This is a genomic window from Stagnimonas aquatica (assembly GCF_003730135.1).
Taxonomy (GTDB): domain Bacteria; phylum Pseudomonadota; class Gammaproteobacteria; order Nevskiales; family Nevskiaceae; genus Stagnimonas; species Stagnimonas aquatica.
The window spans coordinates 126,344-150,966 of record NZ_RJVO01000009.1 but is presented as its reverse complement, the minus strand read 5'-3'; the positions used below and the strand labels follow the sequence as shown (position 1 = coordinate 150,966).

General features: G+C 68.9%; 15 protein-coding genes. 5 read left to right on the top strand and 10 right to left on the bottom strand.

Annotated elements, in window-relative coordinates; genetic code table 11:
• The first annotated feature begins 190 nt into the window (after positions 1-190).
• The 3 genes from ED208_RS16000 to ED208_RS15990 all read left to right on the top strand — a co-directional run bounded on the left by ED208_RS16000 (position 191) and on the right by ED208_RS15990 (position 10,691).
• Positions 191-5,881 carry a PKD domain-containing protein gene (locus ED208_RS16000; RefSeq protein ID WP_123212929.1) on the top strand — a complete coding sequence of 1,897 codons (5,691 nt, stop codon included), beginning with the start codon at positions 191-193 and terminating at the stop codon, positions 5,879-5,881.
• Positions 5,882-5,970: 89 nt separating this feature from the next.
• Positions 5,971-7,803, top strand: a complete 1,833-nt coding sequence (locus tag ED208_RS15995) for a hypothetical protein (protein ID WP_123212928.1) — start codon at positions 5,971-5,973, stop codon at positions 7,801-7,803.
• Entirely contained in the window at positions 7,800-10,691 is a 2,892-nt protein-coding gene (locus ED208_RS15990) for a neutral/alkaline non-lysosomal ceramidase N-terminal domain-containing protein (RefSeq protein WP_123212927.1), read from the top strand. The genes ED208_RS15995 and ED208_RS15990 overlap by 4 nt, the downstream gene beginning before the upstream one ends.
• A 49-nt stretch (positions 10,692-10,740) precedes the next feature.
• On the opposite strand, the gene ED208_RS15985 is transcribed toward ED208_RS15990, so the two are convergent.
• Positions 10,741-11,523 (bottom strand): alpha/beta hydrolase, encoded by a 783-nt coding sequence (locus tag ED208_RS15985; RefSeq protein ID WP_158608595.1) that lies wholly within the window; start codon positions 11,521-11,523, stop codon positions 10,741-10,743.
• Positions 11,513-13,021, bottom strand: coding sequence for a flavin-containing monooxygenase (locus ED208_RS15980; RefSeq protein ID WP_123212925.1), 1,509 nt, complete (start codon positions 13,019-13,021; stop codon positions 11,513-11,515). Before ED208_RS15980 ends, ED208_RS15985 begins: the two co-directional genes overlap by 11 nt.
• Positions 13,022-13,124: 103 nt before the next feature.
• Between ED208_RS15980 and ED208_RS15975 the strand changes: the two genes are divergently transcribed.
• The gene (locus ED208_RS15975) at positions 13,125-14,147 is read left to right on the top strand and encodes an AraC family transcriptional regulator (protein ID WP_158608594.1); all 1,023 of its coding nucleotides are present in this window, start codon (positions 13,125-13,127) and stop codon (positions 14,145-14,147) included.
• Positions 14,148-14,192: 45 nt separating this feature from the next.
• Here ED208_RS15975 and ED208_RS15970 read toward each other — a convergent pair whose 3' ends face one another.
• The 8 genes from ED208_RS15970 to ED208_RS15940 all read right to left on the bottom strand — a co-directional run bounded on the left by ED208_RS15970 (position 14,193) and on the right by ED208_RS15940 (position 22,301).
• Positions 14,193-15,575, bottom strand: coding sequence for a serine hydrolase domain-containing protein (locus tag ED208_RS15970; protein ID WP_123212923.1), 1,383 nt, complete (start codon positions 15,573-15,575; stop codon positions 14,193-14,195).
• 83 nt (positions 15,576-15,658) lie between these two features.
• Entirely contained in the window at positions 15,659-16,285 is a 627-nt protein-coding gene (locus ED208_RS15965) for a QsdR family transcriptional regulator (RefSeq protein WP_123212922.1), read from the bottom strand.
• 75 nt (positions 16,286-16,360) lie between these two features.
• Complete coding sequence (locus ED208_RS15960) at positions 16,361-17,113, bottom strand: 2OG-Fe dioxygenase family protein (protein ID WP_123212921.1); 753 nt, start codon at positions 17,111-17,113, stop codon at positions 16,361-16,363.
• Positions 17,114-17,378: 265 nt separating this feature from the next.
• Positions 17,379-17,984 (bottom strand): hypothetical protein, encoded by a 606-nt coding sequence (locus tag ED208_RS15955; RefSeq protein ID WP_123212920.1) that lies wholly within the window; start codon positions 17,982-17,984, stop codon positions 17,379-17,381.
• 24 nt (positions 17,985-18,008) lie between these two features.
• A complete protein-coding gene (locus ED208_RS17180; RefSeq protein ID WP_158608593.1) occupies positions 18,009-18,356 on the bottom strand; it encodes a hypothetical protein in 348 nt (115 codons plus the stop codon).
• Positions 18,357-19,160: 804 nt separating this feature from the next.
• Positions 19,161-20,243: an MBL fold metallo-hydrolase gene (locus ED208_RS15950; RefSeq protein ID WP_123212919.1), complete on the bottom strand. Its 1,083-nt coding sequence runs from the start codon at positions 20,241-20,243 to the stop codon at positions 19,161-19,163.
• Positions 20,244-20,290: 47 nt separating this feature from the next.
• A complete protein-coding gene (locus tag ED208_RS15945) occupies positions 20,291-21,493 on the bottom strand; it encodes a HupE/UreJ family protein (RefSeq protein ID WP_123212918.1) in 1,203 nt (400 codons plus the stop codon).
• Complete coding sequence (locus ED208_RS15940; protein WP_123212917.1) at positions 21,483-22,301, bottom strand: SurA N-terminal domain-containing protein; 819 nt, start codon at positions 22,299-22,301, stop codon at positions 21,483-21,485. Before ED208_RS15940 ends, ED208_RS15945 begins: the two co-directional genes overlap by 11 nt.
• Positions 22,302-22,369: 68 nt before the next feature.
• On the opposite strand from ED208_RS15940, the gene ED208_RS15935 reads away from it, so the two are divergent.
• Positions 22,370-24,619: a DUF3604 domain-containing protein gene (locus ED208_RS15935; protein ID WP_123212916.1), complete on the top strand. Its 2,250-nt coding sequence runs from the start codon at positions 22,370-22,372 to the stop codon at positions 24,617-24,619.
• Positions 24,620-24,623: the final 4 nt, after the last annotated feature.

Sequence of the window (24,623 nt, the reverse complement as noted above, 5' to 3'; positions counted from 1 at the left end):
GTGCCCGTCGCCCTGGGTTTGGCGTCATTCGCGGCTGAGTTGCTTTTACTACTACTATGTAACTTGCTACATGAGTAACTTGTCATAACCAACAAGGCTGGGCGATGGCTGCGCTACGCACCGGCTGTAACCAACCAGGGTCCGTCGTTCGCTCCGACGGACCCGGTGCACCGGTGAGGAGATTCGCCCGATGTCCCAGTCCGTCGAGCCGCGCGGCGTTCGCGCGTCTGTTGCTGTCGCCCGTGGCGTCCGCGCCCTGTCGCTGTCCCTGCCGCTGTTGCTGGCCGCCTGTGGCGGCAGCGGCAACCCGGATGGCCAGATGCCGGTCAACCAGCCGCCGGTGGTGGACGCCGGCGCCGACCTGAGCGCCGACGAGGGCGCCGCCGTCAGCCTGAGCGGCAGCGCCCGCGATCCCGAGGGCGCCGCCCTGACGCTGCGCTGGGAGCAGTTGGCCGGCCCGGCGGTAACGCTGTCCGATGCCCAGACCTTGAGCCCCCGCTTCACCGCGCCGCTGGTGGACGCCGCCACCACTCTGCGCTTCCGCCTGACCGCCACCGACCCCGCCGGGGCCAGCGCCAGCGACGAGGTCGTGGTGGCCGTCCGCGATCTGCCCGCCAACCAGCCGCCGACCGTCGAGGCGGGCGCCGATCAGACGGTAGCCTCCGGCGCCCGCGTGGTGCTGAGCGCCAGCGCCAGCGACGCCGATGGAACGGTGGTGCGTCGGCAGTGGACCCAGCTTGCCGGCCCCAGCGTCAGCCTCAGCGGCGCCGACACCGCCACCGCCCAATTCACCGCGCCGACGGTCAGCAGCGAGACCCTGCTGCGTTTCCGCTTTGTCGCCGAAGACAACGACGGCGCCGAGGCCAGCGACGAGCTGAGCGTGCGCGTGCTGCCGCCGGTGGTGGAGAACCAGGCGCCGACGGTCAGCGCCGGCGCCGACCAGAGCGTCGAGGAAGGCAGCCCGGTGCAGCTCGCCGGCAGCGCCAGCGATGCCGACGGCGAGATCCGCAGCCTGCGCTGGACCCAGCTCGCCGGCCCGAGCGTGAGCTTGAGCGGCGCCGACAGCGCCAATGCCAGCTTCACCGCCCCGGCGGTGGATGCCGACACCGAGCTGCGCTTCCAGCTCAGCGCCACCGATGACGACGGCGCCAGCGCCAGCGCCACGGTGCGCGTGCAGGTGCGTAATGTCCCCGCCAACCAGCCGCCGGTGGCGCAGGCTGGCGCCGACCAGAGCGTCGATGAAGGCGCCAGCGTCACGCTCGCTGGCCGTGGCGAAGACAGCGATGGCCGCATCGCCAGCTACCAGTGGACGCAGACCGCCGGGCCGAGCGTGGCGCTCGCCGGCGCCAGCAGCGCCACCGCCAGCTTCACCGCGCCGCAGGTGGACGCCGAAACCCTGCTGCGCTTCCGCCTGACGGTGACCGACGACGACGGCGCCAGCGGCAGCGACGAGCTGAATGTCACCGTGCGCGACGTGCCGCCCGGCGACGACGATGGCGACGGCGTCAGCAATGCCAGCGATCTCTGCCCTGGCACTGCGGCCGGCGCCGAGGTCGATGCCCAGGGTTGCAGCGCCGCCCAGCGGGACGGCGACGGCGATGGTGTCTCCGACGCCGCCGACCTCTGCCCCGGCACGCCCGCCGGCACCACGGTCGATGCCAGCGGCTGCCCGGTCAGCGATGGCGGCCATGCCTCCTGCGCCAGCGGCAAGAACCTCGCCGGCAACCGCAGCTACCAGGTGCTGATCGGCTCCGAGAGCGGCGAGCAGATCAGCTTCCAGGTGCTGGAGCCGAAGAGCTTCGACTGCGCCCGTCGCGCCCAGGGCGCGCACCCCTTGATCCTGCAAGGCCACGGCTTCGGCGGCGCGCGCAGCACCAGCGGCTTCGACGACTACCGCGCCGCCGGCTTCGCGGTGATCAGCATCGACCAGCGCGGCTTCGGCGACTCCAGCGGCACCGTGCGGGTGATGGACCCGGACTACGAGGGCAAGGATCTGATCCGCATCCTCGACTGGGCCGAGCAGAACCTCGACTACCTCGCCTGGCGTGACCAGGGCGCGGTGCTCAAGCCCTTCGTCGCCCGCCCGGCCAACGGCACCAGCCAGGCGCGCGGCGCCAACCTGCTGGTCGGCGCCATCGGCGGCAGCTACGGCGGCGGCTACCAGATGCTGTTGCAGAACGTCGATCCCAAGGAGCGGCTGGACGCGCTGGCGCCGGACATCGCCTGGCACGACCTGCGCTGGAGCCTCAACCCCGGCGATGTCATCAAGACCGGCTGGGACCTGCTGCTGGTGGCCGGCGGCTCGGCCGGCTCCTATCTGCCCGGCCTGCAGAACGCCGAGCTGCCCACCGGGCGCGGCCTCGACCCCTACATCCTGGAAACCCTGGCGCGCGGTGCCGCCACCGGCGAGTTCCCGCGCGAGGCGCTGGACTGGTTCCGCTACCACAGCCCGGCCTACTGGTGCGGCCTCAACGGCCAGCCGGCGATGCCCTACACGGCCACCGACAACGCGCCCTTCGACTTCAACTTCATGCTCAGCGGCTTCCTCAACGAGGCGCCGGGCGGCAATACCCGCAGCGGCCAGCCGGGCATTCCGGTGCTGCTCTCGCAGGGCTTCCGCGACACCCTGTTCAACTTCAACGATGGCTGGTGGAACTACCAGTGCCTCGCCGCGCGCGGCGACGACGTGCGGCTGATCAGCCATCAGTCCGGCCACATCCTCAACGGCTTTGTCGATGTGCCGCTGCCGCAGCTCAACTTCGGCAACACCGGCGGCAATGGCGACTGCGGCCAGCGCCCGCGCGGCGCGGCGACGCTCGAGTGGTTCCGCGAGAAGCTCAAGGGCGAGGCCGCCGCCGAGATCCTGCGCGGCACCGAGGATGCGCTGTGCATCTCGCTCGCCGACGGCGACGCGGTGGACATCCCCGCCGAGAAGTTCCTGGCGCCGCGCCCGGCCCAGGGCGGCCTGCCGCTGAGCGCCAGCTACTACGCCGCCGAGGCCAGCGTCGCCGCCGTGCCGCAGGGCGTGCCCGCCGATGTGCTGCACCTGGCCGGCCTGCCGCGTCCGGGCATCGCCCCGCTGCTCACCGTCACCGACAGCCACGGCCTGCTGCTGGCCGGCATCGCCCAGGCGGAGGTGAAGCTGAGCACGCCGCAGATGGTCAACGACCTGCTCTGCGCGCAGGCGCAATTGCCGACCCTGCGCACCGGCTGCGACGCCATCGTCTTCGTCGGCCTGGGCCTGAAGAAGGCCGGCGAGAGCGACTACACCCTGATCGACGACCAGGTGCTGCCGGTACGCGGCCTGGGTGAACACCCCGCGCTCAGTCTGGTCGGCGTCGCCGAACGCCTGGCGGTGGGCGACTCGCTGGCTCTGCTGGTCTACGGCTACAGCCCGCAGTACCTGCTGTCGTTCTCGCGCGATCCCAGCATCCCGGTGGTGAATGTCGAGGCGGCGCTGCGACTGCCGCTGTACGGCGTCGGCGCCGACGGCAAGCCGGACTTCGGCCTCGCCGTCGCCGATCTGGTGACGCCCGCCGCCCCCGAGCCGGGTCAGGGACCGGCACCGGCCTACGGCACCGGCCTGCTCGGGGCAGTCGGCAGCTTCGGCGCCGGTTTCAACGGCGTGCTGGCGGCGCTGCTGGGCGGCGACCCGGCCAGCGCGCTGGCGCAGTTGCAGACCGTGGTCGTCGGCCTTGTCGCCGATCTGGTCGATCTGCTGGTCGGTGACCAGGGCAGCCTGCTGGCGCTGCTGAGCAATCTCGGCGGCAACCTCGCCGCCGCCGATCCGCAGACCGCGCTGGAGCAGGCCGGCGACGACACCGGCGCCCTGCTCGGTCTCGATACCGACCCGCTCAGCGCCCTGCAACGCACCGCCAGCGCCGCTCGCCAGGTGGAGGCGGTGGTGATGACCGGCAACCAGTTGCCGGGCTGGTCGGCGCCTTCCGCCGCCGGTCTGCCGCATCCCTATCCCTCCGGCACCGGCCTGGTGCGCCAGTGCGAGAGCGCCGGCTTGCCCGAAGCGCTCTGCCAGGGCGTCGGCGGTCTGCTCAGCGGCACGCCGCTGGATCCCGACATCCGCAGCGCCCACAACGGAACCTTCCTCTACCCGCCGGGCTGGAAGCCGGGCGACGAGCCGGTGTCCGGCGGCGTGCCGGTCAACGAGATCGCCGCCTTCGCCTATGGCGCCGAGGGTTGGCGCGAGATTCCGGTGCAGGTCGATGAGAAGTACCCCTACTTCCTCGCCAACAGCCATTCCGACTTCGGCATCTACTCCGGCACCGACGAGGAGCTGAGCTACGCCTGGGATCTGGAGCGCTGGAACCCCGGCGACTCCGAGGACGGCTGCAACGCCGTCGCCCCGGCCGGCACGCCCGATCCGGTCGGCGGTCTCGACGACGACGACGAGCTGGTGTTCATGGCCCGCGATGCCGGCGGCCTGGCCCCGGTGGGGGAGCGGCCGCCCGGCGTGCCGGAAGGCAGCGCCAGCCAGTTGGTGACCCTGGTCGATGCGCTGAATCCGGCCAGCACCCGCGTGGTCTACCTGTTCCGCCGCCCTGGCGGATCGAGCTTTGCCGGCAAGCCGCATTACGTGCGCTACACCCGCGACGCCAACGCCGACCAGTGGATCGACCGCACGTTCTTCGCCGACGACGATACCGAGAAGCTCGGCACCAGCAACACCGGCTACGGCGCCAATCTCAGCGGCACGGTCTGTCACCCGACCGAGGGCAAGAAGCAGTCCACCGACCGCTTCCCGCGCGACGGCGTCAGCGTGCAGACCGACACCTACGTCTGGAAGGCCAGCGGCCGCTGGATGGTGCGCGAGATCGGCATCGCCAAGCCGGACGGCTCCGGCAACTACGGCGCCGACATCCTCGACCGCTGGAAGGGTCGCGCCTTCCAGCAGTCGCCGGACTCCACCATCTCGCTGGTCGGCTTCGAGGACGAGCAGGTGAACTGGGAGGCCAATTCCAGCCTGCTCGGCGAGCGCTGCGGGCCGGTGCGCTGCATCCGCGAGGTCTGGGGAGCCGACTCCGGCACCAATGTCACCAAGACCGAAACCTTCTACCGCGACGCCATCAGCTACCGCTACCACGTCCGCGTGCACCCGATCCCGCCGGACGGCCTGTACACCAGCTGGGACTACAACCGCAGCGCCATGGTGCCGACGCCGGAGGAGCAGAAGGCCGGCGTGCCCGGCGGCCGCTACTACACCCTGCTGCGGCCGCAGGGCGTGCCCATCGACGGCGTCAACGACGACTTCGGGCAGATCGACAGCATCGCGCCCATCGCCGGCTACTGCCTCACCTCCGACGGCCCTCAGCCCTCGAAGGACGGCCGCTGCCCGCTGTTCCTGGATGTCGCCGACCCGAGCTTCAATCTGCCGCTGGCCTTCGCCAACTGGGAGCAGATCTCGGCCAAGGGCGACCTCGGCTCGCTGGTCTACACCTTCGAGCTGAAGGGCCTGACCTCGCTGGCGACGCCGGCGGTGGTGCCCTACTACCGCGACGACGCCTGCCTCGACGACGGCACCGGCGACGATCCGGTGCGCCGGCCCTGGCCGGGCGAGGCCAGCACCGACGCGCGGGTGGTGGCCGGCTATCAGGACCGCAATGGCGACGGCGTGGTCGGCTGCGAGGAGCGCCAGGGCGTCTACGGCGCGCACGGCATCCACTACTTCCTCACCGCCGATGTCGATAACGCCTTCGTGCTCGGCAAGCCGATCAACGAGATCGACGGCCTGCAATGGCAGTTCATGGTGCCGACCGCGCAGCCGACCAATGTCGGCGAGCCCTACGCCAACGTCTCGCGCATCCCGCTGAAGCCGGTGGCGGTGCCGCTGGGCCTGGCGCTGCCGGGCGGTCTGCCACAGCCCTAGACGCAAAACCCGCCGCGCCCTCGACGGCGCGGCGGCACGACAGCAAGGCGCCGGTCACGGCCGGCGTCCGGTGTGAAGGAGAGAGAGCGATGCGCGACACCTTGCCCAGCCGGGCGGCGGCACTCTTGGTCCTGGCGGTTTCCTTGCAGGCCTGTCACTCCGGCAGCAGCGCGCCGGGTGCGGATGGCGGCGGCGGAGGAGGACCGGTGCCGGCGCAGGCCTGCGTCGCCGAGGACTGGTGCGCCGGCGCCGCCAAGGTGGCGATCTCGCCCAGCCAGGCGCAGATCGACGGCCTGGAGGAGGCGCGGCTGTTCCTGGGCAGCAAGCTGCAGCAGTTCAATCTGGGCGGCTTCGGTATCAACCCCACGCAGAACTTCCCTAATCCCTTCGCGCAGTTCGGCAGCAGCCTCACCCAGCCGGCGCAGGAGCCGGTGTACCGCTCGCGTCGCGATGGCGCGGTGGAAGACACCTATCTGCGCGCGCTGGTGCTGGAGCAGGGCGACCAGCGGGTGGCCTTCATCGCGGTGGACGCCATCGGCGCCGGCAACCTGATCCAGAAGGGCCTGCGCGCGGCGGTGGTCGAGGCCAGTTGCGCGATGGACTTCTGCATCGCCGAGGACCACATCGTCTTCGGCCAGACCCACAGCCACGCCGGCGCCGACCTGCAGGGCCTCTGGGGCGGCGTGCCGCAGGACTGGATCGAGAACGCGCTCTACGCCGGCGCCGCCAAAGCCGTGCAGGAGGCCATCGCCGGCCGCAGCCGCGCCGAGGCACGCATCGCCACCGGTGAGACCAGCGACTTCAACAACTACCGGCGGCCGCGCCGCGACCCCACCGACGACGCCGACGCGCATCTCGCGCTGCTCAGCTTCCACTACCCCGGCAGCGCCCGTCCCATCGCCCGGGTGATGCAGTACGCGGCGCACCCGACCAGCGTCGATGAAGACCCGCGCGTGCCGCATGCCGACTACATCTACGGCGCGGCGCGGCGGCTGGAGCAGGACGGCGGCGTGGCGCTGTACTTCAACGGCCCCATCGCCGATGCCTCCGGTGCCGGCGGCGACTGCAACTTCGAGGAGCCCAATGCCTACGAACGCGTGCGCTGCCGTGGCGACGCCATCGCCTCGTTCGCGCTCAAGCAGACCTCGCGGCCCCTGGCCCCGGCGCTGGCGGTGCGCAATGTCACCGCCACCCTGCCGGTGACCAATCCGCTGTTCGCCGCCGCCGCGCCGCTGGGCGCGTTCAACCGCTACTACGACTTCACCCCGCACGCGCTCACCGACATTCCGGTGCTGGGCGATCTGGTCAGCACCGTGCAGACCGAGATCGGCCAGGCCCCGACCACCGCCGAGACCCTGGTGACCCGCCTGAGCCTGGGCGGCGCCGGCGGGCTGGAGATCGCCACCATCCCCGGCGAGGCCACCAATACTTTTGGCGAGTTCATCCGTGGCCTGATCGAGCAGGCCAATCCCGGCGCCTCGGCGATGCTGCTGGGCCTCACCCAGAACTCCTTCGGCTACATCCTGCCGGAGGAGGAGTTCAGCTATATCGACCCCTCCGGCGATACCGGCTTCCTGATCCCCTACACCGGCTACGAGGAATTCGTTTCGCTGGGGCCGCTCACCGCGCCGCTGCTGCGCATGCAGGCCTACATCCCGCTGTTCGACGCGCCGGCGCTGGAGTACCTGCCGATCTACCTGCGCGCCTGCGTCACCCCCGGCAGTGGCGACTGCCTGATCGCCGAGCTGGCGCTCAACCTCGAATACGTGCAGACCTCGCTGGCGAAAACCTGCCTCGACAACGGCGCGCCGGAGGCCTTCTGCAGCCTGCTCGATCCGCAGACGCCGCTGGCCGGGCCCTGCAATTCCCTGGGTCTGCTGCCGCCGCAGTTCTGCGGCCTGCTCGGTGACGGCAGCCCATGAGCCGGCGCCGGCTTGTCGCGCTGGCGCTGGCGGCGCTGCTGCTGGCCGCCTGCGGCGAACGTAGCGAACGCCCCGGCGGTGGCGATGGCGGTGCACCGCCGCCACTGCCGACCGAAACCAAGGTGCGTGCCGGCGTCGGCGTGGTCGATATGACGCCGGATGTCGGCTACTGCGCCGGCCAGTACTGCGACTACGCCAGCGACACGCTCACCGGCCTGCTCAACGGCGATCTCGATCCCTTTCTCACCCACAAGCTCAAATTCGGCAGCTACGGCGTGCAGTCGCGGCTCTCCGCCCGCGCCATCGTCGTCGAGGGCAGCGACGGCAAGCGCATCGCCCTGCTCAAGACCGACAACTACATCGCCCAGGACATGCTGCTGCGCCGCGTCGGCCAGTTGCTGGCGCAGGGCGACAGCGGCATCGGCTACGAGCAGATCCTCCACCACGTCACGCACAACCACAGCTCGGCCTATGCCTCGACGCTGGCGGTGGGCCTGTTCGTGTTCCAGGACGTGTTCGACGCCCGTTTCTTCGAGAACCAGGCGCGCAAGATGGCCGAGGCCATCGAGCAGGCGGCGGCCAATCTGAAGCCGGCGCGCATGGGCGCGACCGAGATCCACCACCGCGTCTACAAGGGCAATGTGGTGCGGCTTGCCACCGCCAGCGACGGCACCCCGGCCGGCTACCCGCTGGAATACGGCGACCACGGCCTGGTGCTGATCCGCTTCGACGACTTGAGCGATCCGCAGCAGCCCAAGCCGCTCGCTGCCTGGATCAACTGGGGCGAGCACCCGGAAAGCCTCGATGCCTACAACCTGCACAGCGCCGACTACCTGGCTGCGCTGGAGCGCTTCGTCGGCCGCGAGATCGGCGCGCCGCTGCTGTTCAGCCAGGGCGATGTCGGCAGCGCCGAGAACAGCGGCGACTCCAAGGAGCTGCTGAGCGATGCCGGCGCGGTCTGCGGCGAGTGGCCGGGCGACGCCGAGGCGCCGCTGCGCAACGACTGCGCGCAAGGCCAGGGCACGCTGCGCGACTGGAACCACAAGGGATATGTGCAGACCGAGCGCAACGTCCGCTTCCTCGCCGACGCCGTCCACCAGGCCTGGGACGCCATCGGCCGTGGCGAGGCGCAGGTGCCGATGTCCGGCGACTTCACGGTGGACTACCGCAATGCCTGGGTGCCGGGGCCGCTGTCGCACCCGATCCCGACGGTATCGAACTGCAGCACCGAGCTGACAGTGGAGGGCGACATCGGCGTGCCGGTCGCCGGCCTGCCCGACTGCGGTCGCTACGGCCTGCCGGGCGAAACGCCGCTGAGCGGCCCGGCGGCGACGCTCTACGCCACGCTCAGGGCCGAGGGCGTGCCGGTGCCGGACCACTACAGCGGCCCGGGCTTCAGCGCCGTGGAGGAGAACCTGCGGCTCAAGCTCCAGGCGTTCCGGCTCGGCGACATCCTGCTCGCCTCCTGCGCCTGCGAGCCGCAGGCCGACCTGGTGCTCAATCTGGAATCACGGCTCGACCAGACCGCCGGCAACATCTACGACGGCTTCGACTGGGCCTGCCTGCTGCCGGACTTCGCCGGCGACCCCGCCTACGCCCAGGCCTGCGAAATCCAGAAGCGCTACTTCGACCCGGCCGACCCGGAGAACCGCGCCGGCGAGATCGCCGGCGACAACTTCGACCCCGCCGCCATCGCCCGCGTCCGCGCCCAGGTGCACAACGACGCCCAGGGCTGGGACTCCGTTGCCAACGCGCTCAGCGCCGAAACCGAGCCGGCGGAGCTGGCCGCGATCAAGGGCAACTTCACCCGCGAGGAAATCCAGGATCTCGGCGCACCCGGCTACAAGCTCGCGGTCGCGGTCGGGCACGCCGGCGACTACAACGGCTACACGCTCAGCTACCGCGAGTACATGAGCCGCGACAGCTACCGCAAGGCGCTCACCGCCTACGGCCCGCACACCGCCGACTACATGGTGACCCGGCTGGTGCGGCTGGGTGCGGCGCTGCAAGGCGGGCCGGAACTCGCCGCCGAACCGCTGGACACGCTCGCCACCCTCGACGAGACCCGCCAGCAGGCGCAGTCCCTGCTCATCGGCCAGCTCAGCGGCGCCGCCTACGCGGCCTGGCAGGCCGGCATGCCCAACGATGCCGGCCCCGCCGAGCCAGTGCAGCAACCGACCGACATCACCCGCTTCGCGGCGACGCAGTTCGTCTGGCGCGGCGGCTCCACCGCTGCCGACAACCCGCGCGTGCGCGTCGAGCGCGAGATCGCGCCCGAGGTCTGGCAGAGCTATGCCGACCAGAGCGGCGAAGTGCCGGTGCGCGTGCAGTTCCCGCAGGGCTTGCTCGGCCTGATGCAGACCTATGCCGGCATGCAGGAATGGCTGTGGACCGCCAGCTTCGAGGCCTACAGCGCCTTTCCGGCGCGGCTCGGCAGCACGCCACTGGGGCGCTACCGCTTCTGCGTCGAGGGCAACATCCGCCAGTCGCAGGCCGACTCGCCCTACGCCTTCTGCTCGGAGCCGTTCACGGTCTCGGCCTGGGACGGCATCGCCGCCCTGGTCCCCAGCCGCGAGGGCGACAGCTATCGCTTCACGCTGCCGCTGCTCGACTACCCGCGCAGCTACGCCGACGGCTTCCGCTACATCGCCGACAACGACAGCCTGCGGCTCTGCGATACCTGCAGCTTCCGGCCCTGGGCGCAGCAGGGTCGGGCGGTGCGTGCCGAGCTGGAGCTGAGCAGCGGCGACGGCGCCAGTCGCCGCCAAGCCGCGAGCTGCGACAGTGCCGGCCAGTGCCGGGTCAGTGCCAGCCTTGCCGGCGGTGAACAGGCGCGGCTCGTCGTCTACGACGCTGATGGCAATCGTGCCAGCGTCGCCTTGCCTTGAGGCACGCGCGGCCGAGCTTGCGGTCACCGCCTTTACGGCAGGGCCACGCCTACTTCTTTCGGATGCCGTGCAGCCAGGACGAGAAGTCGGCCGCCACGGTTTCCCAGCCGCGATCCAGCATCAGGTTGTGGGCCATGCCGGAATAGAGCTTGGCCTCGACGCCATAGGCCTTGGCGGTGGCGCGCACCTCGGCGGGCGGAAAGATGCGGTCCAGCTCGCCGCCGACGATCCAATTCGGCAGTGCTGGATCGACGCGCCGGCTGCGTGGCAGGTCCAGCACCAGCATGTCGAGAAAGGCGCGGAAGGATTCGTTCTGCAGCGGCTGCCAGTAGGCCTCGACGGTCTTGGCGTCGAGCCCGGCGTTGTAGAACAAGGCCTGGGCGAACTGCGGCGTCCGGACCAGATGGTAGAGATCGAGACGGGTCACCGAACGCAGGAAGTCCAGCGGCCGGCTGCGCAGCAGATGCAGCACCACACCCAACACACCCTGCGGCGGCACCGAGGCGAATAGCGCGGCGCCGGCCAGTTTCGCCGGGCGTCGCTCCATCAGTTTCTGCACCACGAAGCCGCCCATCGAGTGGCCGGCGACCACCATCGGCCGGGGGCTCTGCGCCAGCCGCGCGGCCACCGCATCGACGTACGCGCGGACTGGATAAAGCGCGATGCGCTGCGGGCCGGGATGGCCGTGGCCGGGCAGGTCGAGTGTTTCCACCACATGTCCCTGCTGGCGCAGCCAGGGCGCGAACTGCCGCTCCCAGCACCAGGCGCCATGCCAGGCGCCGTGGACCAGCAGGACCGGTGGTGTCGAGGCGGCCGTGGCCTCAGGCGGCACGGCGCAGCGGCTCTGCGCGCGTTGCTGCCTGCGGCGCCTGGGTCTCCAGATGCTGCGGGTCGGCGACGGGCGTGTGCAGCATCATCTGCCGGTCTTCCTGATAGTTGTTGCGCACCATCCAGGGCATCGCCTTGCCCTGGCGCGGCAAGAGGTGGTTGGCGCGCTGCACATAGCCGGCGCTGAGCTGACCGAGCACGCTGGCGTCGAGTGCGGACTGGGCGTGATCGCGCGGGATCACCACCGCCTGGCCATGCTGATCCATGTGCGCGAACAGCCGGCACAGGTAGAGGCTGGACATGTCCGCCTTCATCGTCCACGACAGATTGATGTAGCCGAAGATCCAGGCGAAGTTGGGCAGGTCCTGCAGCAGCACACTCTTGTAGATCATCTTCTCGGCGAGCGCGTAGGGCGCGCCGTCGACGCTCAGCTTCATGCCGCCGAACATCTGCACCGACAGGCCGGTGGCGGTAACGATGATGTCGGCGTCGAGATCCTTGCCGGAGGCGAGGCGGATGCCGGTCTCGGTGAAGCGGGCGATGGTGTCGGTGACCACCTCGGCGCGGCCTTCGCGCACGGCGGTGAACAGGTTGGCATCCGGCACCGCGCAGAGGCGCTGGTCCCAGGGCTCGTAGCTGGGGTTGAAGTCCTTCATGGTGAAAGCGGCGCCCAGATGGCGCTTGGCCTGGCCGACGAAGAACTTGCGGGTCGCCTTCGGGAAGCGCTGGCAGAGCTTGTAGGTGGTCTGCCAGATCTCCAGATTGCGCTTACGGGCAATGGCGAAGCTCCAGTCGCGCGGCAGCAGCTTGTCCAGCACCTGGGTCATGCGGTCCCAGCCCGGCAGCGAGAAGATGTAGGTGGGCGAGCGTTGCAGCATGGTCACCTTCGCCGCCTTCTCGGCCATCGCCGGCACCAGGGTCACGGCGGTGGCCCCGCTGCCGATCACCACCACCTTCTTGCCGGCGTAGTCGAGGTTCTCCGGCCACTGCTGCGGGTGGATGATCTGGCCCTTGAACTGCTCCTCGCCCTTGAAGGCGGGGCGGTAGCCCTGGTCGTAGTTGTAATAGCCCTGGGCGCTGACCACGAAGCGCGCCTGGTAGCGGCGCGGCTCGCCGCTCGGCTCGTGGGTGGCGGTGAGGGTCCAGAGCTGCGCCTCGCTGTCCCAGTCGGCGGCGGTGCAGTGGATGCCGTACTCGAAGCGGTCGGCAACGCCAAACTCCTTCGCGGTGTCGCCCAGGTAGTTGCGGATGCTGCTGCCGTCGGCCAGCGTGCGGTAGTCGCGCCAGGGCTTGAACTGGAAGCCGTAGGTGAACATGTCGGAGTCCGAGCGCACGCCCGGGTAGCGGAACAGGTCCCAGGTGCCGCCGGCGCGCTGGCGCCGCTCCAGCACCAGGAAGGACTTGTGCGGCTGTTCGGTCTTCAGCCGGCAGGCCATGCCGACGCCGGAGACGCCGGCGCCGATGATGATGACGTCGAGTACGCCCGTGTTTGTCTTGCTCATTGAGGTCTCCTTAGCAGGAATTGTTTTTTTAACTGGACACAGATTCGCGGGAAAAGCGCAGCAGGGCTTGATCTTTGGAGACAAAGGTTTTGCAATTGGAGACATGTCCACCTTGATCCGCGCCGCCGGCATGCGGGGAGCCGCCGACTTCCTGCACGAACACGGCGTCGCCATCGAGCCCCTGATGGACCGCCTGCAGATTCCCCGCGCCGCCTTGGTCGATGAGGAGCTGCGCATCTCCCTCACCGCCTACGGCCAGTTGCTGGAAGCCGCCGCCGAGCTGGCCGCTTGCCCTGACCTCGGCCTGCAGATCGCCGAGCGCCAGGACATCAGCATCCTCGGCCCGCTGGCGATCGCCATGCGCAACGCCGCCACCGTCCGCGAGGCGATGCGGGTGGCCAGCCACTTCCTGCACGCGCACAGCTCGGGCATCCGGCTGAGCCTGCACGCCGACGCGCCGGCGCCCGGCCAGAGCAGCCTGCGGCTCAGCCTGATCACTCCCGGTTGGCTGCCGCGCCGGCAACTGCTCGATCTCTGCTTCGCCGATCTGCACCACTTCCTCCGCTTCCTGAGCCCATCAACGCCGCCGGTGCTGGCGGTGACGCTGCCGCACGCGCCGCTGGCGCCACGCGCGCGTTACGCCGAGCTGTTCGGCCGGCCGGTGGACTTCGAAAGCGCGCATGCCGAAATCGTCGTGCCCAGCGACTTTCTCGACCAGAGCCTGGTCGGCGCCGTCGCCGCCCTGCACCGGCTGAGCCTGGAATACCTCAAGCTTGCCTACGAGGGCGGTGGCCGCACGATGAGCGAGCAGGTGGAAGACATCCTGCGCCGGGCGCTGCCCTCCACCCGTGGCCGCCGCGAGGTGGTGGCGCGGTTGCTGGGCCTGCACCCGCGCACCCTGCAACGCCGGCTGGAAGCCGAGGGCGCCGCGTTCTCGCACATCCTCGACAGCGTGCGCCGCGACCAGGCGCGGCGCTGGCTCACCGAATCCGAAGTGCCGCTGGCGCACATCGCAGACATCCTCGGCCTCGCCGATCAGGCCGTGCTCTGCCGCAACTGCGCGCGCTGGTTCGGGCGCTCGCCATCCGCGATTCGGGCGCGTGGTCTGCCGACCCCGCCAGCTTGAGCGCGGCCCCAGAGGCTCCGGAGCGTGCGCTCGGCCGGGGAGGGCTCAGAGGCAGAGTTTCAGCAGCGCGCAGGTCGCGTCGTTCAGCGATTGCACCAGACCCTCGTAGCTGATGCCGCCCTCGCAACCCAACAGGTTGCAGCCGGGCGGCGCCTGCGGACCCAGGCTCAACTGGCCGAGGATGGTCACCGGATCGACCCAGTACTGGAGGTCCAGCGGCGCCGGGGTGTCGTAGCCGGCATAGGGGCCGGGATCGGCGATCGTCTGGTCCTTCACCCCGCGCATCAAAATGCGGAAGAACTCGTGCATCCAGCGACCCGGATGCGCGCTGGTCACGGTCTGCACGTCCAGCTCGTAGTTGCCGGGCAGGCCGGTGCGCACCACCACCATGTCCAGGCTGGGGATCACGAACACGATCTGGTCGAGAAAGCCGACGAACATGTAGAGGTCGCGTGGCGCCGAAGCGACTAGCGGGTGTTCGACCCTCTGTGGCACCGAGAGAAACTCGACCGGGTAGCCGGAATCCGCGCGATTGCTCCACAACAGGTAGCCATAGAAGGGGTTGGTGGCCGAGGGCTCTCCGGCCGCGTGCACGTAGCCACTGTCGATCAGACGGCCGCCGTTCCAGACGCCGCCGTTGAGCATCAGATGACCCAGTCGCGCGAGGTGCTTTGGGGCGATGAACAGAAAGGCGTATCCGTGAGTGTTGCCGGCACGGTCGCGCAGCCAGAACCAGTCCTCGCGAGCGATGCCCAGCGGCCCGAACAGCTCGCGCTGCGCGAAGTCCTGCAAGTCTTCGCCCACAGCCACCTCCACCAGCTTGGCGAGGAGGGTGACGGTGGTCTGGCCGTAGGTGAAATCGGTGCCGGGCGCGGAGTCGAAAGGCAGGGCCAGCGTGTAGCGGACGGTGTCGGGGCCGCCGACGCCGAGCAGATCGCCGGTGTAGTTGAAATGCAGCCCCGAGCTTTGGGTCAACAACTGCCGCACGGTGATCGCCGCGTGCTCGGCGTCAGCTTCCGGCAGATAGCGGCCGACGCTGTCGTCGAGCCGCAGCTTGCCGAGCGTCACCGCCCGCCCAACCAGCATCGAGGTCACGCCCTTGGTGGTGCTCCAGACGTTGTTGGGGATGGACTCGGTCAGCGTGTCGAGCGCGCCCTTGCCGGCCAGGCAGCCGTGGCGGTAGATGCGGATCGACTGGGCATTGGTGCTGGTCGCGTAGAGCAGGGCCTGCGACACCGCCGCCGGGTCCAGGGCCAGCGCTTCCGGCTCGGCGGTCTGGAAGTCGTCGCCGCCATCGGCGCTGGGCAGGGCGCATTTCAGCGCGGCTTCGCCGCCGCCGGGATTGAGTGGACTGCTGTTGCTGCTCTCACCGCAGGCGGCCAGCGCCAGCAGGCTGAAGGCTGCGATCAGGAATGCGCGGCTGTTCATGGTTCTCCTCCTTAAGATTTTGCGACGGCGCTGCCTCGGCGCCGTCGTGGTTATTGCTCCTTGCGGCCGGCGCGCCCCGAGGCCTACAGGCGCAGCGTCCTCCAGGGCGCCTGGAGCAGCGCGCCGATGATTTCCTTGGCCTTGTCCAGGTCGGGCGCGCGGCCGGTGATGAGGTCGTTGTAGAGAAAGGCCTCGCAGATGCGCACCAGGGCGTAGGCCAGGCTTTCGAGATCGGTCGGCAGCTCCAGCCGTTGGGCCTGCACCTCGCCCTCCAGCAGCACGCGGATCCGCTGGACCACCTGGGCCTGCACCCGGCTGTGCTTGGAGGTCAGCAGCTTGAGCGCGTACTCCGGGTCGTCGCGGATGAAGTGCTGGAACGGCGCAAAGCCCTGTAGCAGCCGCAGAAAGCGGTGCAGCACCCGGGCGGTGTACTCCGGGCCGGTGCAGGCGACGTTCTTCAGCGCGTCCTTCCAGGCGAGATCGGCGTAGAAGCACAGCACCTCGCCCATCAACTGTTCGTGGGCGCCCAGCCAGCGGTACAGCGTCACCCGATTGATGCCCAACTCGGCGGCGAGGCCCTGGAGGTCGATGCGGCGCTGCTCCAGAAACCAGCTCCGCGCCAGTGCCAGGGCGGCGTCCGGCCCCAAGCGCGCGGGAACGGGCGCGGTGGCGCGCGGCCGGGGAGCGACGGGGGTGGCGGAGGTGTTCATGGCTGCAACGTATCGCAATGTTGTTGCGGATTGCAACAAAACTAAAAAACGTTGCGATTCTGTCCCTGGCCGGAGCTAAGCGGCGGTGCCGCCTACTGGCTGGTGGCGACGCAGTGTCACCACCAGCACATCCCGGTAGGCCGGTAGCGCCGGGTCCAGGGGCTGCACCGGAGTCACGCCGTGGAAGACCCGGTGGTCGTCGAGCAGCACCGCGTCGCCCGGTTCGGTGAGTGTGAAGCTGCCGAGGTCGCGGCCGTCCGGGCCGTGGATGGTGGTGGTGCCGCTGGCGATGTTGTCGCGGCGCAGCAGCAGCACCAGCACGTAATCGACGCCATCGCGGTGCATGCCCTCGGGCGTCGGCTGGCCGGGTTCGCCAGCGCGCGCCTCGATGCGGAACTGGTGCACCTCGGTGAACCACTCGCGCACCTCCGGCGCCAGCGCGCCGAACACCGCTGCGCAGTAGCGCAGCACCCGCACCAGGCTGGCGCCGCTGCCGATCTCCGGCTCGATGGGCGCAAACCAGCGCTCGACGCCGCCGTTGAGGCGGTTGTAGTCGCGGCTCTGCCAATGCGCCTGGTGCGGCAGCCGCTCCAGACGCTGGCGACTCAGCGCGTAGACCGCGTGGCGGCGCCGGCGGTAGCGACCGCCGTCGGCCATGTAGGTATCCAGTTCCAGCCGGTTCCAACTGTCGCGGAAGGCCTCGGCATCCACCGGCGCCGCCAGAGCCGCCAACTGGGCCTGAAACTCCGCCGCGCGCACGAACACATGGCCCTCGGCCGCTAGCGGCGCCAGCAAGGCGGGGGACAGCTCCAGGGTTAAGGCGGGCACGGCGCGCTCCGGTCGGGGCGCGGATTGCAGCCGAGCGGGGCCGGCGATGCAAGTGGCAACGGCTGTGTGTGCTCCCGGCCTTGTCCAGAGCAAGCGTCAATGAACCGGATATGAGTCCATATGAACCCAATGTGAGGTCATCAATGCCGGCCGTTGTCGGCAACGCGACTGCGGAAAAGTGCTGCTCTACCTCCAACGTGGAGCTAATCAGCCTGCGCGGCTTCTCGCGCAGGTCCGGTTGAGCGAAAGGTTATGCGTCGCCGGACTAAGCATCGTAGTGGCAGACAAAATATGGTCGTTCGCGGATGACGAGAGATCGGTTGTAGTCGTTCGGCTGAGCCCCCATTCCCTGCGCAAGAGAACAAAGTGCCCCATTCGGCGAAACGTAGGAATGGTTGTGGACAGAAACCACATTCTCGAACCCATAGCCGTTTGGAAGGCCAAAGAACTCCACGCCAAATGATGTTCCGTAGGAGAACAACTTCCCATCATGCATTTCAAAGACGAACCCGGTCCACGCCATAGTGGTCTCGCCTTCGACCTGTTTCAGCAAGGAAAGAGGGATGGCGAATCTGCTTGGTTCGACGCGCTCGATGTCGTAGTGGTTGACGCGGTTTCCGGAGGCCACAAAGTTCTTGACGATTGACTCGTAGCCGTCGCTCTTACGAGAGCCGAATATGCCTTTCCCCTTCCTCTCTTGGTCAAACCGCCGAATGGCCAGCTCGACGACCGGGCTGGCCTTTCTCAGCATTACGCATGGTAGGAACGTGCCATCCTTCAAGTAGGCACTACAGCGGTAGCCTTCACCGTAGGTAGGATCGGGGAATGGCTCGATGCCAGATTTCAGGAAGTCGAGGATCAGTTTGCTCATGGTCTAAGACGCATAACGCCGGGCTTATGCGGCATTGCGGCCAGCCAGAGCAGATTGAAGTAGTTGCGACAGCCTTTGTGCCTCAGCTTTTGAAAGCGTAACGGGCAGCATTTGGTAGCTGGCAAAGCTCCTTGCAGCAAACTCAAGCCCAATAGCCTTTTCAGACGAGCCACCACCGAGGCGATGCACTTTGAGCGATAGGTTCATTAGCTTGCCACCACCGCCGGCTACCTCTCCAACTGTGCTCTCGATGGGCGCCCCAAACATGGCTGCTTTGAAGCCGCCGTGCTTGAAGATTTTGACGACGAACGAACCCGCCACTAAGAAGAAGATGGCGAAGAAAATGAAGGGAAAGAAGCTTTCAAATGTCATGTGCTCTCTCTTGCCGCATAACGCATGGAGTTCAGCGGCGCCGAGCGAAGCGAGGGAATGGCCGAAGGCCACGTCCGCTGCAACGACTGGTTAGAAATTGTTATCACGCGATCCCTGCCCCTGAGCTACTCCCCCTCGCCAAAAAAGCGCCCCTTGAACCCAATGAGCGCTCCTTACAAAGCCTCTGAAATTTTGTCCGTATCAACTTGTTATGCGGCACAATTTCAGAGGCTTTGTAATAGCACACCAAGCGGTCATTCATACAGCTCAAAAAGATGTCTACGCTGTGCGGCTTTGCCCCAAGAATTACCCGCCGAAACCGCCTAACAATTACTAACGCTAATTAGATGGAACACGGATCGCCGCCTAATCTGGCGGTACGTCCGTCTAATCTGGAACGGGAAACTTCAACCTGCTGAATCCACAGAAGATTCGCAGTTGAGGAAAGACGAAACATGGAACAGAGGGTGGACACGGCCAAGGCTCCCAGTTGTTGGATCAGGTTCGGTCGCGGCTGAGGGTGAAGCCCCAAAGCCTGAGTCCCGAACAGTCCTATTTGTCCTGGATTAAACGCCGCCTCCTCGTTGCGCGGCAAGCGGTATCCACATGACATCGGCGCGCCGGAGGTCGAGCTGCCTAGACTCGATGGGGTGACGACGGCAAAGAAGGCTCTGCGTCTCCTAGAGTGCTGAGCTGGCTGGAAGCGCAACGCCGGGCCGCCCGCGAGGGGCGGCCCGAGCGCTACGAGGTGTCCCGGTCGAGGCTGCGCGACCGCGCCTGCGAGAGCCTCGGCTCAATCAATCCCTAAGGATCAAAACGCCCCACCTGCGGCGCGCCACCAGCCAGCGGCAGGGTGATCAGCGTGCCGTCGTCGGAGAGCACGACGCCCTCGGGGCGCACTGCCTTCACGCCGCGCATGAACACCTGCTCGGCGATGCGGTTGGGCGGCGAGGGCGTGAGGTGGTAGAGCAGCAGCAGCGGCACTTTCGCGGCGTTGGCGAGTTCGGCGGCTTCCACCGGGCTGGTGTGGTAGTTGGGGATGTCGCCGAAGATCTTTGAGATGCGCGGCCGTCCGGCCTCGGCGGTGAGCGTGTGCATGCGGGCGACCAGATGCTGGGCCTGCGCCTCGTGCGCCAGCAGGTCGGCGCCCTCGGCGGCGGTGACGATGCGCTCGTCGCGACGGGTGTCACCGCTGATCACCAGCGAGCGGCCCTTGTAGTCGAAGCGGTAGCCGACGGCGGGTTCGATCGGCTCGTGATGCACGGCGAACACCGACACCTTCAGCTCGCCGTCCTCGAAGGCCGGTACGCGATGACCGTCGGCGGGCAGCGCCAGCGTGTGCGCCTGCATCTCGCCGCGTTCCGGCGGCAGCATCTCGGCGCCGTGGTGGGCGGTGCGGTAGCCACGGTCCAGCGCGTAGGCCTCGCTGTAGCCGGCGACCAGGCGCTGCACGCCTTCGGGGCCGTAGACCGCGAGCGGGCCGGGGCGGCCGGCGACCCAGGTCTGCATGTTGAACTCGCCCAGCTCGCCGATGTGGTCGGAGTGGAAGTGCGTGTAGAGGATCGCGCCGATGCGCTCGGCCGGGATGTGCCGCAGCGCCAGCTGGTTCCAGGAGCCCGGTCCGGTATCGACGATGTAGAACTTGCCGCCGGCGATCACCGCCAGGCAGGGCCGCGCGCGGGTCGGATGCGGCAGCGGCGAGCCACTGCCGCAGACCAACAGCCGCATCGCATCGTCCTTGAACAGCGCCTGCGCAGCGCTGTTGTCGACGTTCTTGCGGATCACCCGGTCGATCAGCCGGTCCTGCACCGGGGTGAGTTGCAGCAGGCCGAAAACAGCGAGGGCGAGCAGGGCGACGATGCCCAGACTCCAGCTCAGGAAACGCATGGGGATTCTCCTTGTGGTTTTGCTTGTCGTTGTGGGGTGAACGGGCTCTACGCGAGCCGCGCGAAATACCAGCCGCAGCCCAGTGCCAGCACTGCCGCCGGCAACACCGGGCCATCGCGCCAGCGCGGCCAGCGCTGTGCCAGCCAGTACACCGGCAGCACGAACAGCAACTGGCCCAGCTCGACGCCGAGGTTGAAGCCGAACAGCGGCAGCGCCGGCAGGCTCTGACCCGGGCTGAGCGTGGCCAGCAGGCCGGCAAAGCCGAAGCCGTGGAACAGGCCGAACAGCGCACTGCGCAGGCTGTCCAGGCGCGCATCGGCGCCACCGCCGAAGCTCAGCAGCACCGCCGCCGGCAGCAGCAGCCAGGGCAGTACGCCGGCCAGGCAGCCGGCCAAGGCGAGTACGGCAGTGAGCAGTGCCGCCTGCGCCGCCGCACGCGGCTGGCCGGCGAGCAGGCGCTCGGCGGCGGTGCAGGCGATGGTGAGTGCGATGAAGGCTTCGATCAGCGCCGCCGGCGGACGCACCGCGCCCAGCGTCGCCAGCACCAGCGTCAGGCTGTGCCCGAGCGTGAAGCCGGTGACCCGCCAGGCGAGCTGCGCGAGCGTCGCCGCGCCCAGCACCAGAATCAGCAGGAAGGCGAGATGGTCCCAGCCACTGAGGATGTGCTCGACGCCGAGGCCCAGATAGCGCGGCAGGCTGGGCGGCGGCGCCGGTGCCGCCGCCGTCTCGGCCAGCAGCATTCGCGGCTGTCCAGCGCTCAGTGCGTAGGGCCCACGACTGCCTTGCGGGCCGTGCAACTGGGCCAGTTGCAGATGGCCGGGAATGCGGTCGAGCAGAAACTGGCTGCGCAGTTGCTGTGCCGCGCTCCGGCAATGCCAGCGCGCTTCCAGCAGCCAGCTCTCGCCGCTGCGTTGTGCTTGGGCGCCGTCGTTGGCGCAGGCGCCTTGGGTGTCGCGGATCTCGTAACCCTCGCGCAACGCTCGCGCCAGGGTTTCGGCCAGTGCCGGATCGGCGGGGTCGAGGCTGGCGCGGTTGAGTTCCACCATCGGCAGGCGCAGTTCCAGGCGCAGCTCGCGGCCGTCGGCGCTTTGGGTCCAGTCCGCGTAGGACACCGAGCGGCTGTGGGCGGCAGCGAGGCCGGGCAGGGCGAGCAGCCACGCCGCCCAGACCGCCCGGCGACCGTAGCGCCGGCACAAGGCCGCCAGGGACGCCAGCGGCGGCGGTCGCGAGCCGGCCGGCTCAGAGCGCATCGCTGATCCGCAGACTGGCGTTGCGGCGCAGGCGCTGCAGCAGCGCCGCCAGCGCACGCTCGGCCTCGCGCCGCGCCCATTCCGCGCGCACCGCTGCGGCCACGTCCTCGTAGGCGGGTACGTCGGCCTGGCGGTCCAGAATCAGCAGGAACTGCGTGCGCGTGCCGGTCTGCAAGGGGCCGATCAGCTCATCGACCGCCGCCTGCCGCAACGCCTCGCTGGCGCCGCCGCCGAGGTAGTGGGCGAGCTGGGGGAGCGACAGGGCCTGCTTCGGCAGCGCCACCGTCTTCCAGCCCGTCGGCGGCGTCTGAGTGCCACGCAGCACGGCGAGCAAGGCGGCGTGATCGGCGTCGCCCGGCGCCTGCACCGCCGCCACCCGCAGGCGCGGCTGCGCGGCAAAGCGGCCGGGGTCGGCGGCGAACAGCGCGCGCGCGCCGGCTTCGTCGACCTGGCCGCCAGCGGTGCTGGCGTCGATCAGCGCCGCGATCAGCGTCTTTCGCAGGCCGGGTTCGTCGCGCGCCAGGCCGCTGTCCAGCGCGTGCTGGAACAGCAGCTCCTCGTCGATCAGCTTGTCGAGCACGGCGCGGCGCTCGCCGGCTTCCAGCGGTCGGCCGAGATCGCCTTCGACCGCCTGCACCGCCCGCAGCCACTGCGCGCGGCCGATGCTCTGGCTGCCGACCAGCGCCACCGCATCGGCGGGCAGACGGCCGGGCCGGCCCTCGTACAGCAGGCTGCCGGCCGCCAGCAGACCGCCGAGCAGTACCGAGGCCCAGGCCAGGGCTAATCGCGAAATCGAATATCCAAACATATTGACAGAGTGTAAACCACGGACCTTTAATGGCCGCAAGTCTGCGGGATTCGCGCCGTGGAGGAGCCATGAAAACCAGAACCAAAATCCTGACCGGCCTGTTGGTCGGCATCGTCGTCGCGACCGCGCTGGGTTGGTGGGACCGCCAGGTCGCCCCGGAAGGCGCGGGCAGCCTGAGCGCCGCGCGCGTGGATCCAGACAGCCTGCGCCAGCGTCTCGCCCAGCACAGCGCGCCGGCCGACGGCAGCGGCGAGGACGGCCAGGTGCTGTTCGGCGATCTGCACGTGCACACCACCTTCTCGATGGATGCCTTCGTCTGGGCCTTGCCGCTGATGCACGGCCCCGGCGCGCGGCCGCCGGCCGATGCCTGCGACTACGCGCGCTACTGCTCGGCACTGGACTTCTACGCCCACACCGATCACTCCGAGAGCCTGACGCCCCGCCACTGGTCGATGATCAAGGACACCGTGCGCGCCTGTAACCAGGCCGCCGGGCCGGCGGACAACCCCGATCTGGTGGCCTTTCTCGGCTGGGAATGGACGCAGATGGGCAACACCCCCGAGACCCACTACGGCCACAAGAACGTGATCCTCAAGGAGACCGCCGACGCGCTGGTGCCGGCGCGGCCGATCATCGCCGGTGGTCTCGCCTTCAAGGCCATGCGCCACGATCCGCAGCCGCCGCTGGAGCGGCTGTTTGGGCCTTACGTGGCGGACTTCCCGCACCGCAAGCAGCAGTTCCTGCAACAGGACAAGCGTCGTGAACTGGCGGAGATTCCCGCCTGCGCCGAGGGCGTCAACAGCCGCGAGCTGCCGCCGCAGTGCATCGAGGCAGCGGCCACGCCCGGCGAGCTGTTCCGCAAGCTCGACGAATGGGGCGGCGAAGCGCTGGTGATTCCGCACGGCACCACCTGGGGCTACTACACGCCGCCGGGTTCGAGCTGGGAGAAGCAGCTCACGCTGGCGCAGCACGACCCCAAGCGCCAGAAGCTGATCGAGATCTACTCCGGCCACGGCAATGCCGAGCCCTATCGCGACTGGAAGGCGGTGGCCTACGACGGCAATGGCGAAATGGTCTGCCCCGAGGCCACGCCCGACTACCTGCCCTGCTGCCAACGCGCCGCGCAGATCATCCGCTCCCGCTGCGAAGATCCCGACTCCGCCGACTGCGCCAGCAAGGTCGAGACGGTGAAGAAGAACTACCTCAAGGCCGGCCGCGCCGGGCAGCTCACCGTCGCCGACGTGAAGCCGGAAGACTGGCTCAACTGCGGCCAGTGCACCGACTGCTTCCTGCCGCCATTCAACCACCGCCCGGGCAGCTCGGTGCAGGCGATCATGGCCTACAGCAATCCGGCGGAGAAAGACCCGCAGGACGGCGGCCCTCTGCGCTTCCACTTCGGCTTTGTCGGCTCCAGCGACAACCACGCCGCCGAGGCCGGCACCGGCTTCAAGCAGGTCAATCGCCACAGCGCCACCGAGACGCGCGGCGCGCTGAATGCCGTGGTGCAGCAGCGTTTCGTCGAGCGCGCCAAGCCCACCGGCGACCCCGGTACGCCGCGCGAGTTCAGCCTGGAGGGCTCGCCCTTCAACTTCCTGCAGGTCAACGAAACCGAGCGGCAGTCCTCGTTCTTCTATACCGGCGGCCTGGTCGCGGTGCACGCGCCGCACCGCGACCGCGATTCGATCTGGAACGCGCTGCAACGCAAGGAGGTGTACGGCACTTCCGGCCCGCGCATGCTGCTCTGGTTTGACCTGATCGGCAGCGATGGCCAGCGTCATCCCATGGGCTCGGAGCTGGTCGGCACCGAGGTGCCGCGCTTCAAGGTGCGGGCGCTCGGCGCCTACGAGCAGAAGCCCGGCTGCCCGGCCTGGACCGAGGCCGCGATTGGTCCGCACCGCATCCAGGAGCTGTGCGGCGGCGAGTGCTACAACCCCGGCGATGCGCGCACGCCGATCGAGCGCATCGAGATCGTCCGCATCCGTCGCCAGCAGAATCTGCACGATCCGCTCAAGCCGCTGATCGAAGACCCCTGGAAGGTGCTGGCCTGCGCCGACAACGGCCAGGGTTGCAGCGCAGAGTTCGAAGACCCCGACTACCCGGCGCTGGGCGGCGAGGTGCTCTATTACGCCCGCGCCCTGCAACGCGCCGAGCCGACCATCAACGGCGCGCAACTGCGTTGCGAGTACGACGACAAGGGCCAGTGCATCGCGGTGCAACCCTGCCACGGCGATGCCCGCACGCCGCTCGACGACCAGTGCCTGTCCGAGGTCCAGCAGCGGGCTTGGTCTAGCCCCATCTTCATTCGCCCGGGAGCCTGAGCCG